This is a genomic window from Solimonas terrae (assembly GCF_011067135.1).
Taxonomy (GTDB): domain Bacteria; phylum Pseudomonadota; class Gammaproteobacteria; order Nevskiales; family Nevskiaceae; genus Solimonas; species Solimonas terrae.
The window spans coordinates 217582-232357 of sequence record NZ_JAAMOW010000001.1 but is presented as its reverse complement, the minus strand read 5'-3'; the positions used below and the strand labels follow the sequence as shown (position 1 = coordinate 232357).

9 protein-coding genes are annotated in these 14776 nt (G+C 63.7%); 2 read left to right on the top strand and 7 right to left on the bottom strand.

Features of this window, described 5'->3' with window-relative positions; all coding sequences use genetic code 11:
• Positions 1–8: 8 nt before the first annotated feature.
• From G7Y85_RS00960 to G7Y85_RS00950, 3 genes are all read right to left on the bottom strand, one after another.
• Positions 9–1196, bottom strand: a complete 1188-nt coding sequence (locus G7Y85_RS00960; RefSeq protein ID WP_166251777.1) for a lipid-transfer protein — start codon at positions 1194–1196, stop codon at positions 9–11.
• Between the two features lie 294 nt (positions 1197–1490).
• Positions 1491–3881, bottom strand: coding sequence for a TonB-dependent receptor (locus tag G7Y85_RS00955; protein ID WP_166250743.1), 2391 nt, complete (start codon positions 3879–3881; stop codon positions 1491–1493).
• Between the two features lie 53 nt (positions 3882–3934).
• Entirely contained in the window at positions 3935–4588 is a 654-nt protein-coding gene (locus tag G7Y85_RS00950; protein WP_166250742.1) for a TetR/AcrR family transcriptional regulator, read from the bottom strand.
• Positions 4589–5082: 494 nt separating this feature from the next.
• On the opposite strand from G7Y85_RS00950, the gene G7Y85_RS00945 reads away from it, so the two are divergent.
• Positions 5083–5937 carry a fumarylacetoacetate hydrolase family protein gene (locus G7Y85_RS00945; protein ID WP_166250741.1) on the top strand — a complete coding sequence of 285 codons (855 nt, stop codon included), beginning with the start codon at positions 5083–5085 and terminating at the stop codon, positions 5935–5937.
• Complete coding sequence (locus G7Y85_RS00940; RefSeq protein ID WP_166250740.1) at positions 5934–7934, top strand: acetoacetate--CoA ligase; 2001 nt, start codon at positions 5934–5936, stop codon at positions 7932–7934. The genes G7Y85_RS00945 and G7Y85_RS00940 overlap by 4 nt, the downstream gene beginning before the upstream one ends.
• Before the next feature lie 102 nt (positions 7935–8036).
• Here the strand turns inward: G7Y85_RS00940 and G7Y85_RS00935 are convergent, their stop codons facing one another.
• The 4 genes from G7Y85_RS00935 to G7Y85_RS00920 form a co-directional block, all read right to left on the bottom strand.
• A complete protein-coding gene (locus G7Y85_RS00935; protein WP_166250739.1) occupies positions 8037–9047 on the bottom strand; it encodes an MBL fold metallo-hydrolase in 1011 nt (336 codons plus the stop codon).
• A 23-nt stretch (positions 9048–9070) separates the two neighbouring features.
• Positions 9071–10582, bottom strand: coding sequence for a phytoene desaturase family protein (locus G7Y85_RS00930; RefSeq protein WP_166250738.1), 1512 nt, complete (start codon positions 10580–10582; stop codon positions 9071–9073).
• Between the two features lie 138 nt (positions 10583–10720).
• Positions 10721–12037: an alpha/beta hydrolase gene (locus G7Y85_RS00925; RefSeq protein ID WP_241695947.1), complete on the bottom strand. Its 1317-nt coding sequence runs from the start codon at positions 12035–12037 to the stop codon at positions 10721–10723.
• A gap of 75 nt (positions 12038–12112) precedes the next feature.
• On the bottom strand, positions 12113–14728 hold the full coding sequence (locus G7Y85_RS00920; RefSeq protein ID WP_166250736.1) for a TonB-dependent receptor: 2616 nt from the start codon (positions 14726–14728) through the stop codon (positions 12113–12115).
• Positions 14729–14776: the final 48 nt, after the last annotated feature.

Sequence of the window (14776 nt, the reverse complement as noted above, 5' to 3'; positions counted from 1 at the left end):
CTCAGGTCTCAGGCTGCGCGCTGATAGAGCGTGACGACACAGGCCCCGCCTAGGCCGAGGTTGTGCTGAAGCGCAAGCTTCGCGCCTTCGACTTGGCGCGCCTCCGCTCGCCCGCGCAGCTGCTGGACCAGCTCGGTGCATTGCGCAAGGCCGGTGGCGCCGAGCGGATGGCCCTTGGACAGCAAGCCGCCGGAAGGATTGGTGACGTAGCGGCCGCCGTAGGTGTTGTCGCCATCGGCAACAAACTTCTCGGCGCCGCCTTCCGGGCACAGACCGAGTGCTTCGTAGGTGAGGACTTCGTTCTGTGCAAAGCAGTCGTGCAGTTCGATGACATCGATGTCTTCCGGGCCGACGCCGGCACGCTGATAGACCTGCCGGGCCGCGTCACGGGTCATGCCGGCGCCGACGAGCCCGATGAGGCTGGGCTGCTCCACCACCTCGGCACGATCGGTGGTCATCGCCTGGGCGACAATGGCGACGCGATGATCGAGCCCGCGCTTGCGTGCGAATTCCTCGGAAACGAGGATCGCAGCGGCTGCGCCGCAGGTCGGCGGGCATGCCATCAGCCGGGTCATGCCAACGTGCGGGAAGACCATCGGCGAGGCCATCACCTCGTCATCGGTGACGACCTTGCGGAACAGCGCCAGCGGGTTATTGGCGGCGTGGCGGCTGGCCTTGGCGCGAACCTTGGCGAACAGCTCCGGCTTGGCACCGTACCGGTCCATGTATTCCTTGCCGGCGCCGCCGAAATACTTCAGGGCCAGCGGTGCGTCCTGCCCGAGCAGGTCGGCCACGATGCTGTCAAAACGACTGAACGGTGATGGCCGATCGTTCCAGAAAATCTCGAGTGCGCCAGGGCGCATCTGCTCGAAGCCGAGCGCCAGGACGCATTCCGCCGCACCCGATTCGACGAGTTGACGTGCCATGAAGAGCGCCGACGAACCGGTCGAGCAATTGTTGTTGACGTTGATGATCGGAATGCCGCTCATGCCGACCCGATAGACGGCGGCCTGACCGCAGGTCGAGTCGCCGTAAACATATCCGACGATCGCCTGCTGGATATCAGAATGATGCAGGCCGGCGTCATCGAGCGCCTTGACAGCCGCGGTCGCACCCATCACATCGTAGGGTTCGCACGCACCGGGTTTGGTAAAGGGGATCATGCCAACACCGGCAACGATGACGCGACTGGGCATACGAAACTCCAACGGAAGAAGGTCGATAGGAGCGATTGTGCCGGCGCTAATCCTTCCAGAGACCCATGCATAACGTAGGGGGCCACTTGAATAGTGACCCCGCGGCATTCGAATCAGACTTTCGTGCGCCGTTCACTTGCCCAGGCGAAAGGGCTTTTCTCTTCTTATCGTTGGCTTGAATATCGAACTCAGCCGTCCGCGACTTCGGTAAGGGTTCGCACCCAAACGGCTCGACCCACCTCAACACGCTACTCGGCTTGGGGTGCCAGTCGTCCCCCCAGACCCGCACGCCATTCAGTTCGCGAAGCTGTAGCCGAGTTCCAGACCCACCACGCGCGGCGGCGTGATGAACTTCAGCGACAGGACGTCGCCGCTCAGCTGGGCGTAGTTGTTGGCCGCGGTAATACCCCGCTCGTCCGTGAGGTTCTTGCCGAACGCCGTCAGGCTGAAAGCGCCGAACGTGAGCCCTGCCCGCGCATCGAACAGGTTGTAGCCGCCCTTCTTGATGTCCTGAAACGACAGGTTCGTCGACGACCGACCTTCGTAGCGGTGAATGAAGGTCAGCGTCGGCGCGCCCCAGAGTTCCGGCCAGCTGGCGGTCAGCGTGTTGCTCGCGGACCACTCCGGTGAACCCGGCAGACGATCGCCCTTCTGCGCCGGCGGACGACCATTGTTCGGGTCGTAGTCTTCTTCCAGCCGCGCGTCGAGATAGGTCAGCGACGTGCGCTCCGTCAGGAAGTCGAACGGTTGCACCGCCAGTGCCAGCTCCACACCCTTGATGCGTGCGTTGCCGGCGTTGTCGAGATACTTGAACGTGCCGGTGCTTTCGGTGGTGACGAGCTGGATGTCCTTCCAGTCGATCCAGAACGCGGCGATGTCGGCGGTCAGCCGGCGCCGGAACCAGGAGGTCTTGGCGCCGACCTCGTAGTTGTTCACTTCATCCGGACCGTAGTTGCGCTTGGTCACGAAGATCGGCGTGCTCGGCACGAGGTTGGGACCGCCAAGCCGATACCCGCGCGAGAACAGCGCGTACAGCAGCGCGTGGTCGGTGGCCTCCCACGACAGCGACACCTTGGGATTGAAGCCCTTGGCGCCGATGCTGCGCGCCTCGTGGAACTCGACACCACCCGCCGCCGCAAGCAACAGACCGCGGCCGCTGACATCGCTGTTGACCTGGTTGTCGTAGTAGCGTCCGCCGGCCGTCAGCTTGAAACCGTCGAGAAAGCGCCAGGTCATTTCCGCGAACGCAGCCTTTTCGGGCGCGTTGATCTTCGCGGTTTCGTCGAACAGCGTCGTCACGTCGCCGATCACGGCCGGTGCCGGCAAGCCAAGCTGGTTCAGGAACGCCGTCACCGCGTCCGCGCTTTGCTGCAGCGTCGCCAGATTGAGCCCGACATCGAACCGTTCGTCGCGGTTGGCGTACGACAGGCCGGCGAGGTATTCGAAGGTTTCGTTCGCCGCCGAGACGAAGCGCAATTCGACGCTGTAGCCCTTCACGTTGCCGGACTGCTGCAGCAGGATCTTCTGGCCGGCCGCCTGCAGACCGAGCGAGGTGGCGCCGTCGTATTCCAGCGCGCTGTTCTTGTTCTGATAGCCGCCGATCAGCGACAGCGTGCCGGCATCGCCCAGTTCCTGCTCGACACGCAGATTGAGCAGCTTGATCTCGTTGTCGCTGGGTTCCGGCGTCAGCGTGTTCTTCTTGAGATCGCCCTCGCGCGGATCGATGTACGCGGCATCGTCGACCTGGGTCTTCTGATACAGGCCGGTCAGGCGGACGCGCGTCAGGTCGGTGGGATTCCAGCCCAGCGTCGAACGTCCGCCACGGGTCACGACATTGTTCGCACCATCGACACCGGTACCGACGTTGTCGATGTATCCCGGCGTGCGGGTGTAATGCCCGACGGTGCGCCACGCGAGCGTGTCGTCGATCAGCGGCAGATTGATCATCGCTTTCGCGCTGCCACCGATCGCAGCATTGACCGCTTTCGAGCCCGTGCCCTGCAAGGCAAAGTCGAAGTCATGAGTGTCCGGCGCGTTGGGGATGTAGTTGACGGCGCCGCCGAGCGAAGCCGATCCGTACAACGCGCCCTGCGGCCCGCGCAGCACCTCGATGCGTTGCGCATCGAAGGCATCGATGTCGGGCACCACCATCGGCGCCGCCGGATCGGTCAGCGGGATGTCGTCGTAGTACACGCCGACTGCGGTCTGCGCGAGCGTATTGATGGTGTCCGACGACACGCCGCGAATCGTGATGACCGAGTAGCCCGGTGTGCTGCTGTCGAAGTTCACACCCGGCGACAGCGACAGATATTCGCCCAGCTGGCTCGAACCGGTCTCCTTGAGCATGGCGCTGTCGATCGCCGTGACGGCGCCGGCCAGCTTGGAGATGTTCTCGCTGCGCTTGTTGGCGGTGACGACGATCTCGGCGATGCCGTCCGGCACGGTCGACGCGCTGTCGTCGGCTGTCGGCTGGGGCGCCTCCGCCACCGGCACCGGAATCGTCGCCAGCGGCGGAGCGGCCGCCCCTTGTGCGGCATCGTCCTGCACACCTGCGTCCTGGGCGCGCGCCTCGCCCGTCACCAGGCCCGCCATCAGTGCCAGACAGGCGGCGATGGCGGTCTTGTTCATGCTGGCGGCGTGCGGGTACTGAACCTGCAACCGGCTACCGTTGTTTGTCGCGTTCACGCTGCCTCCAGGATTCCGTCGGGTGTCATCAGGTCGAAAGCAATGCGTCGCCGTCATCGCGACGCGCCAAGACCAGGCAAAAGCTGATCGATCAGGAGGCCGAGCACGACCTCCACGGTTTCCAGCTTCACATCGCGCAGGTATGGCTGCGCGCTTTTCGGTTGCCGGACGACAGGGCCGGAGATGCGTTCGCGCTCGGCCGATGCGACGACATTCGAGATCAGCGCGCTGTAGGCCAGCACCACCAGATGCGGCTGCGGCACGAACGGCGCCAGTGCGGCGTACCACTTCGCGTTGATTTCGTTGAGCAGGTTCCACGACGGCGAGTCGTATTCCGGAAACGGCACACGCGGATGCTTCAGCACCAGACGACGCACGGCCAGCAAGTGGTTCAGGAATTCGGCGCGCAACGCTGGCCCGGTTTTCGCGGTCGGCAGCGGAATGTCGGACGTGATGATCCGTAGGACCTCGACCTCGATGTCCTCGACACGCTCGACGTAGTTGTACAGCGTGGAGCCGGTAATGCCCAGCTCGCGTGCCAGCGAGCGCGTGCTCAGCGCCGCGAAGCCGTCGCGCTCGATCAGCGTCAGCGCGGCTCTGATGATCTGCTCGTGCGTGAGCTTGCGCGGACGCCCCGGTCTTGCGGGGTCTGCGCGCACGACCACCGGTTTGACCGGTACTGCGGAATTTCGGCGGGAAGCGGCCATGGACTATTTACGATCAGGTGCTCGTTAATAATAATGATCACCTGATCGTAAAACTGCAAGCCCACGCGCAAAATGCGATGGGCCTGAATCCGTGGCAGATCCGGGACTGTGCGTGAAAACGCGCATGACGCCATTGCCGCGATCACATGCGCCGGCCGCGCCTTCCCGAACCTGGTGCGAACCGGGCATCGGGCATACCGGCGTTTGATCGTCTGCAGTCGGAGCGCCGGGCACCCGCCATCACGCCGGCGCCGGTGCCGACGGTTCGGGGCGACGCGATGGCCGAAGAGTCGAACCTGGGCGCACGACGACTTGTCAATCAATGACGCCTCCCCGACTGGCGCTGCCGTCGGGCTCGGTATCCAACTGCCCGGATGCGCGTCGCGTCGGCATGTCAGGCGATTCGGTTTTCGCATCACCGCGGAAGTCTTGCGATCTTAACGGCGCGAGCACCAGGCATCAGAGTGCGGCGACAACGCAATCACGGAATGGAAATGAAATTCGTCAGCTTCCGTCACGGTGGCGCTGATCGGTTCGGCGTATTCAAGAAGGATGCGATCGTCCCGCTGAGCGAAGACGCCGATCTGAAGTCCTTGCTCGCCGCCGGGCCTGCTGCCTTGCAAGCTGCCGAAAAGGAGGCGGCACAGAGCACCGGACCGATCGCCCTGGCGCACGTCGAACTGCTGCCCCCAATCCCCAACCCGGGAACGATCTGGTGCGCGGGCATGAACACGCACTCGCACTACGACGAGGCCCGGGAGCACATGAAGCTCCACGACAAGCCGGCCAAGCCGATCCTGTTCATCCGCAGCACGGCAACGCTGGTCGGCTCGGGCCGGAATCTCGAGAAGCCGAAGCTGGACCCGTATTTCGACTACGAAGGGGAGATCGCGATCGTCATCGGCGCGCACGTGCGCAATGTCGCGGTCGACCAGGCGATGGCCTGCATCGCCGGCTACGCCTGCTTCAACGATGCCAGCGCTCGCGCCTATCAGCTGTCGTCGAACCAGATCACCGCCGGCAAGAACGCCTGGCGCAGCGGCGGCTTCGGGCCTTGCCTCGTCACGCCCGACGAGGTCGATCTCGCCAGCATGACCATGGTCTGCCGGCTCAACGGCACCGAAATGCAAAGGATGAAGATCGACGACCTGATCTTCGGGTTTGCCGAGCTGGTCAGCTTCATCTCCGAATTCACCTGGCTGGTGCCGGGCGATGTCATCGTCACCGGTTCGCCGGCAGGCATTGGCGCGCTGCGCAAGCCGCCGGTACTGCTGAAAGCCGGCGACACCGTCGAGGTGGAAGTCTCCGGTGTTGGTACGCTGGTCAACGGCGTGCAGAACCAGCCATGACCACGGAGGGCGCGCTGCTGTGGACGCCGGGGGCTGAGTTCGTCGCGGACTCGAATGTTTCGCGCTACATCGAATGGCTGGCCCGCGAGCGCAAGTTGTCGATAGACAGCTACGAGCGGCTTTGGCAATGGTCGGTCAATGAGCCGGAAGCATTCTGGGGTTCGCTCTGGGACTACTTCACGGTCGAATCAGACACGCCGTATCGTCAGGTGCTCGATCGTCGGGTGATGCCCGGCGCGACCTGGTTCGAAGGTGCTCGCGTCAATTACGCCGAACATCTGCTGCGCCGCGAACGTATTGCTCCCGACGCCATTGTCTTCCAGCATCTGACCGAAACGCGCCCGCTGGCGACCATGAGCTGGGCCGAGCTCGGGCGGCAGGTTCGCATACTCGCCACGCAGCTGCGCCGAATCGGGGTTCGCCCCGGCGACAGTGTCGTGTCCTACATGCCCAACGTTCCGGAAACGGCGATCGCGATGATGGCAACGACCGCGATCGGCGGGGTCTGGTCATCGGCGGCGCCCGAGTTCGGCGTGCGGACTGTCATCGAGCGTTTTTCGCAAATTGCGCCCAAGGTTCTGTTCGCCTGCGACGGCTATCGCTTCGGCGGCAAGGACTTCGGTCGGAGCAACGAAGTCCGGCAGATCGTCGATGCATTGCCGACACTGGAACATCTGGTCTGGCTGCCTTATCTCGAGGCGACCGCAACCCTGCCCGACGAGCCGAAGCTCGTGAGCTGGCGTCAGCTGCTCGATCACGAAGACATCCCGCGCGAGCAGTTCCGCTACGAACGCGTCGCGCACGATCATCCGCTGTGGGTGCTGTTCTCGTCCGGGACGACCGGCTTGCCGAAGGCCATCGTCCACTCGCATGTCGGCATCCTGATCGAACAACTGAAGAGCACCTGCTTTCACGTCAACCTGAAACCCGGCAGCATGATGTTCTTCTACAGCACAACCGGCTGGATGATGTGGAATGCCCTGCTCGGCTCGCTGTTGCAGGGTGCAAGCGTCGTGCTCTACGACGGCTCACCGGTTCATCCGGGCCCCGATTTTCTGTGGGCCCTCGCCGCGCGCACGCGCGCGACAAACTTCGGCGCCAGTCCGACCTTCGTGCAGATGATGGAGAAAGCGCAGCTGAAGCCGGGCACTGCGTTCGACCTGTCGGCGCTCGAAGCCATACTCGTGTCCGGCGCGCCGAGTACGCCGGAAACCTTCGCCTGGTTCTACCGTTGCGTGAAGGCGGATCTCTGGGTCACCTCGCAATCCGGTGGCACCGAGATCTGCAGCGGCTTCGTCGGTGCATCGCCGACGCTGCCGGTTCACGCCGGCGAGATTCAGACACGCCTGCTCGGCATGAATGTGCAGGCCTGGAATGACGACGGTCAGGCTGTTGTCGACGAAGTCGGCGAGCTGGTCTGCACGACCCCGTTTCCTTCGATGCCGCTGTATTTCTGGAACGACGAAGGCGGCAGGCGCTATCACGAAAGCTATTTCGACTCCTGGCCCGGTGTCTGGCGCCACGGTGATTTCATCAAGATCAACGCACGCGGCGGATGCTACATCTACGGGCGCTCGGACTCCACGCTGAATCGCCATGGCGTGCGCATCGGCACGGCGGAAATCTATCGCGCGGTCGAGCAGGTGCCTGAAGTGGCCGACAGTCTCATCGTCTGCTGCGAACTGCCCGGCGGCCGGTTCTTCATGCCGCTGTTCGTCAAGCTGAAACCGGACCAGGTGCTCGGCGACAGCCTGCTCGGGAAAATCGCGGCCCGACTGCGCGAAGATTGCAGCCCGCGTCACGTCCCGGACCGCGTCTACGCGGTCGAGCAGATTCCGTACACGCTGACCGGCAAGAAGATGGAAGTGCCGGTGCGCAAGATCCTGATGGGCTGGCCGCCGGAGAAGGCGGCCAGCCGCGACGCCATGATGAATCCGGATGCGATCGACTGGTTCGTGCGCTTCGCAGCGGAATCGCGCGACTACCAACGCAACTGAGCCAGCCTCGCCCGCCGCCGTGCCGCACCGGGATCATGTTCGCGGCGCTTCGCCGGACCCGGCGCACGCCCTTGCCCGGCGGCTGGCCAGCATCCGCGAACCTCAGTAGGCGTGCATGTCCTCGGCGAAGGTGATCGGGCCTGAGTAGTTCTTCGCGATACGCGCGTGCGCGCCGTCGAGCGAGCTAGCGGCCAGGGCGTTGTGCGTCAGCAGCAGCGATTTCACATTGGCGCGCTTCGCCATCAGACCTACTTCGTCCGGCGACAGATGCTCCTCGACGAAGTGACTGCGGAGTGCGTGTTTCGCGACCGCGAGCACCACGAAGTTGAGATCCTTGGCCATCTCGCTGAGCCGGTCGAGCGACTCGTCCGGATCCATGATTTCGGAAACCAGCAGATCGGCATTCTTCGCCAGAGCCTCGACCTTCTTGCTCGGTCCGGTATCGCCGGTGTAGGCGATCGAACGGCCGGGGGCGTCGAAGCGGAACGCCAGCGAGTGATTGCCCTTGCCTGTTTCGTCGGACAGCACGTAATGGGTGTTGACTGCCGCGCTGACATTCACGTTGCCGAGCTTGACGCGCGAGCCGTCGACCAGCTCGACCACTTTGATGTTGTCGCCGGGCTTCGACTTGGCCAGCGCGGAGAATACGCCACCCTCGCCCTCGGCCTCCGCCATCGGTTGCATCGCCGCGATCAGCGCATCGACCGTGCGTTTCGTGCCGGGTGGGCCGTAGATCGTCAGCGGCGAAACGCCGCGTGCCTGGTAGCGCCGGCCAAGCAGGGCAAACAGGCCGCCGGTGTGATCGAAATGCAGGTGCGAAATGAAGACGGCGTGGACATCATCGAGAAACACGCCCTTGCGCAACAGCGATTCGCTGGCGCCGTCACCGGCATCGACGACAATGTACTGACCGTCGGCGACCAGCAGGTTCGCCGGCTGCGCGCGATCGCTGAATGCCAGCGGACCGGAATTGGTGCCGAGCGTCACCCATTGCACGATGCCTTTGGCCGGCAGCGTCGACTGCGCCGCCAGCGTACCGGACCAGGCACAGGCAGCCACCACCATCGCCGCCATGATCCTGCGCCGGCGATGCCGCGATGCGACGGCGATCATGGTGCTTCTTGTCTTGAGCAGATTCATTGCAGACTTTGTCCGGTGATGTCCTGAAAGGCATTGATGGCGCAGGCGCCGTGCACGCCGCCGCCGGGATAGGTCGCGGTGCCGCACAACCAGAGGCCGTCGATCGAGGTGCGATACTGGCTGCCGCAGCGCAGTACCACTTGCCGATCGCCCGCTTGTGGCCGTGCGAAATGACTGGCGATGACGTTGTCGCGGTGCATGTTCGGCGCGGCTTCGCGCCAGGTGTCGAGCAGCGCGTCGTTGTAAATGGCTTCGATCTCGCCCCATTCGTCGTCGCTGAGTGAAGCGGCATGCGGGAAATGACTGTCCGCGCCCGCGACGTGGCAGCCGCGCGGCGCCATGCCCGGATCCCAGAGGCTCGGCACTCGTACCGACGCGCGCGGAGGTGGCAGAACGCCCATCGCCAGGTCGCGCTCCTGTGCGAGCACATCGGCGGGCGTGTCGAAGCCGATGAAGGTCTGCACGCAACGATCGAGATCCGGATCCCAGCGCGCGGATCGATAGGCCGGCGGTTCGCGCAGTGCGAAAGCCTGACTGGCGATGCTGGGCGTCGGTTGTGCGCCCGTCGTCGCCGCCGCCTGTCGATCACCTGTACCCAGCGCCTGCGCATCCAGCAGCTCGTTGAAGGTCTGCCGGAGGCCGAGACTGGAGACGACCAACGGCGCGCCGACACGCTTGCCCGCCATCTCGACGCCGCTGACGCGTCCGGATTCGACGATGATGCGCGTGACCGGCGACGAAGTCCGCACATCGACACCGTGTTCGCGCGCTGCGGCATGCAATGCGTCGGCGAAACGCTGCATCCCGCCCAGCGGCACTTCACGTCCGCCAATCATCCACAGCACCAGACCGAGGAAGGCCAGGTCATTGCCCGGCTGCGTCAGCGAGGCGCCGTATTCGATCGCCAGCAGATAGAACAGTGTGCGGACTTCGGGCGACTCGAAAAGCGCATCGATGACGGCCGCGCCGCCGCGCGTCCCCGTCTGCTCGATGCCGCTCACGCCACGAAACGCCTGCAAGACCGCATCCCGGTGTGCCGCAATTCCGATTTCGGACAGGGGCCGGAACAGAACATCGCGCAAGGATGGTGTCAGGCCGTCGACGCGACGACGCAGATCGAGAAAGGCTGCCGCATCGCGTGCGCTGTGTGCGGCCATGCTTCTTGCGGTGCACGCATCACGGTCCTTGCGGTGCACGACGACCGGCGGTCGCCCGTCGGCGAAGGCGATCGCATGCTGGACTTCGGGGGTCAGTGTCAGCAAACCGCGCTCGCGCAGGCGCAGGTCCGCCATGATCGGCGAGACGGACTGGTAGGCAAGAAAGTTCGCGTGCGGATTGTGGCGGTAACCGGGCAACATCGGCTCGCAAGTGCTGGTCATGCCGCCGACGCGGCTTGCCTGCTCGACCAGCAGCGTCCGGCGACCGGCGCGCTGCAGATAGCTGGCCAGCGCCAGACCATTATGTCCGGCGCCGATCACGATGGCGTCATAGCGACTGCGTTGTGTCATCGCTCACCCGATTCGCGCGCGGCGCGCCGGCGTCCACATCATCGACCGGACATCGCTTTCGCGCAGCCATGCAGCGACGCAACACGCGTTGCCGACGAACATGTCCGTGCGCTCCCGATGCGGTATCGGCGCGAACGCTCAGACGCGCCTGCCGTTCAACGGCGCCTTGCCGAAGAAGCCGGCCTTGACGGTACCCGTCATCGCATCGCCGTCGATCTGCGCCGTGAACTGCAGCGTCAGCTTGACCGGCCTGGTGACTGGAATCGACCAGCTGATCGTGCCGCGATCGACCTTGATCACCAGATCGGCGTGCGTGCCGATTTCCGGGCTGGACTGCGTACCCGTCAGTTTTCCGGCGACCGTCCTGAGTTCCAGTTCGTCGGTCTTGATGCCCATCGGGGTTCGTACCGTCAGCATCCATTTGCCGTCCGGCCGCGAAGGCGCCGTGCCGGCCGACTCGTCGGTGGCGGCCTGTACTGCGGCGATCGGCGCAATCGAGTACGTGCCTTTCGGTCCGATTGCCGCGGTCAGCCCCTTGATATGCAGCTCGTGGACGTGCTCGGCGTGGTCCGGATTCGGAAAGTGGCCGGTCTCCGGAATGACATGCACATCGACCGGCACGCCGGCTGCCTTCAGGCGTTCACCGTATTGGATATCCTCGTCCCGAAGGATGTCCCATTCGCCGACCGTGATCAGCGCCGGTGCGACGTTCGCGACTGACGTCACCTGCAGTGGCGAGACGCGCCAGTCGTCGCGATCGGCCTCCCTGGCAATGTAGTTGCCGACGACAAATTCGTTGTCCTCGTGGCGCAGGCCGTAGCCGTCCGCAAATTCCTCATGCGATGGCGCGGTGCCGTGCGCATCGGCCAGCCAGGATTCGAGGATCTGCAGCGAAATCTTCGGCCGCCCGGCGTCGCGCGCCATCAGCGACAGCACCGCTGCAAAATTGCCGCCGGTGCAGCCACCGCCGACCGCGATCCTGCCGGCATCCCAGCCATGCGCCTCGCCTTGCGCGGCGACCCAGTTGACGACCGCCCAGCAGTCGTCGAGACCGGTCGGAAATCGGTGCTCAGGCGGCAGCCGGAAATCGGGTGCGACGACGATGCACGGCACGCGCGCGGCCAGCATCGTGTTCATCCAGTTCCAGGTGTCGAGTCCGCCGCCCGAAACGAAGCCGCCTGCGTGCGTGTGCACGTAGACGCCAAGTTTGGGACCAGTGTAGCCATCGGGGGTGTAGATACGCGTCGGGACCGGGCCATGCGGTCCCGGAATCTCGACGTCGCGCTGCGAGACGCCGGGCGTCACTTCCCGCGATGCCCCCAGCCCTTCGAAAGCGGCGCGCATGCCGGTGATACCGAGCGTGCGCAGCGGCGGGATTGCCTCGATCATCCCCCGATAATCCTGGTTGACCTTGGCGAGCCGTGCTTCGCGCAGCTTTTCGTATTTCTCGTTCATCTGATTCACTCTCAAATCCGGATGATCGCGATCGCCGATCGGCAAGCGCGTGAATCGATCCGCAGCGTTGTCGGGCTAGAAGTTGTACCGCAGGCTGACGCCGGTCTCTCTCGGGCGGCCCAGGTCGTAACGCGCGGTACCGGTCGATGATGCGTAATTCGCACCGCCGACGTAGTAGGTCTGGTCGGTCACATTGGTCATGAACACCGAGAACTCGAGCACATCGTTCGGGCTTTTCAGGTCCAGCCGCATCGACAGCAGCCCGTATGAAGGCAGCGACAGCGAATCATCATCCGTCGCGGAGCTGGCTTGATCGTCCTGCCAGTTCCAGTTTGCCGACAGCACGTACTGGAACCAGCCTTCGATGTCGTTCTGGTATCGCCCGCCCAGCGTGTACGTCACCTTCGGTGCACGCATGAACCTGCTGTCGGTCGTGATGCCGGTGGCATTGCCGATCGCGTCGTACTTCATCTTCAGCAAGGCCAGATTCCCGAAGAACATCAGGTGACGCGATGCCACGGCCTGCATTTCCAGTTCCAGACCCTCCGAGTGCGCACTGGCTGCGTTGTCCACGAAAATTTCCAGCGCCGACGCATTGACGTTCACGGATTGGACCTGGATGTCCTTCCACTTCGCGTAGAAAATGGTCGGATTGACCCGGACGAGTCCTCCGAAAAATTCGCTGCGCGCGCCAATCTCGTAGCTCGTCACGTTTTCCGGCTTGTATGGAGCGAGCGTGTATTGGTAGAGCGCCGGCGTGAAGATCAGCGGCGTGTTCACGTCCAGATTGAAGCCGCCGGCACGAAACCCGGTGGACACCGTGGCGTAACTCATGATCTCGCTTGTCCATTGGTACTGCAATCCGACACGGCCGGTGTTGCTCGTGAACTTCTTGCGCTCCTGCTCCGTCTCGTCCCCAGAATTCTTGTCGTAGAGCGTCGCCTTCTTGTTGTCCTGACTGATGCGATAACCGCCCAGGACGTGAGCATTGTCGAACAGCTCGTACGTCATATCGATGAATGCCGCCCCGGTGTCGGTCTTCCGGCTCAACGGCGCCGGATCGTTGGGGATCACACCGAACAGCAACTGAGTCCCGCCGGGCAGCACATCGGACGTTTGCTGCGCACCATAAAGTCCGCCGACCCAATCGAGCTTCTCGTCGAACGCCTTGCCGCTGAATTGAAACTCCTGCGAATAAATCTCGTCCTGGAGATGTGCGGCCGCGCTGTATACGGGAGCGGGCGAACCATCCAGATCCAGCGCAAAATTGCTGTCGACCCGCTGCCACGCAGTCAGCGATTTCACTTCGACCGAATCGAGCCCGGTCCAGATCACGCTCATGTTGGCACCATCGCCGTCGCTCTTTGCAAACTCGCGGATGTTGGTTCCAGCCTGACAGTAGTCACAGGTCGAGGCAAAGCGGTCATCGTAAGGCGGATAGAGCAGTCCACCGGTTGCCGTCAGGTTGTAATACCAGGGGACCGTGTTCGGCGTGGGTTTGATGGGTCCGGGTTGGTTGTAGGTCAAACCGTCAAGAAGTGTCCTGCTGTATTGCCCTTCGAGGTTGACCTCCAGCGTTTGCATGGGAGCGAAGCGGATTTGCGCCCGCGCCACCTTGTCGTCCTGAGCGCCGGCGTCTTTGCCGCCATCCTGCTGCCTGACGTATCCGTCGCGCTGCAGTCGTCCGCCCGATAACCGCATGGCGACGAGATCCTGGTAGGCGAGATTGACCGCTCCCACCAGGTCCCGGCGATCGTAACTTCCCGCGGTGCCTTGCACATAACCGTTGTCGTCGAACTCAGGCGCCTTGCTGGTATAGCGAATGGCACCGCCGATCGTGTTGCGGCCGAACAAGGTGCCTTGCGGACCACGCAGGACCTCGACCTGTTGCAAATCCAGAATGCTGAAAATCGCGCCTTGCGGAGACGGGTAATAAACCCCGTCGACATAAACGCCCACGGCAGGCTCCGTGCCGTTGCCCGATCGTTGCTGACCCATGCCACGCAGGAAAAACACCGCCGAACCACCACCTGGCCCCGCAGTTTCGGTGCTGACCTGCAAGCTGGGCGCCACCTGCATCAAGTCCTGCGTCGATTGAATATTCCGTTCCGTCAGCGTCTTTTCGCTCAGCGCGGTCACCGCGACCGGCGTTTTCTGCAAATCCTGAGTGCGTCGCTGCGCTGTGACGATCACCTCCTCCAACGGCGTCTCTTTTGCCTTGTCGGGCACCGCCAGTGGCACCGCACCAGGGTCTTCTGCACCAAGCGTGATCGTCTTGAGTTCAGTCTGTGGCGGCATGCTGTCCGCAGACGCGGCCACCGGCGCTTCGTTGACGGTGCCGTTGCCGTCGCCAGCAACGGCGGCGTCATTCCCGCTTTGCACCGGATCGGCTGCAGAATGATCACCATGCTCGGAAGGGCTCGCATGCCCGCTATCGCCGGGGGCCGCTTGCTGGGCCAAGGCCGGCTCGGACTCAAAACCGAGCGCCAAGACAACGATCAGCACCGCCAGCGCCTTGCGGCCCCTGCCGAGCACTTCTTCCTCAGTCTTCAACACTGAAATCTTCTCCCCGTGGTCGCTCTGACTCATGAGGCGAATCATGTCCACTCGCCTGACGGTGCTTGCCTTTGTCGGCTTATCTCTGGTCGCCTCGACTTCCGATGCGCCCATGCGCGTGGTGTCTGGAAGCATCGAAGGACTCCGATTTCCACGCACACGCACAATGCTCGAATCGAGTCT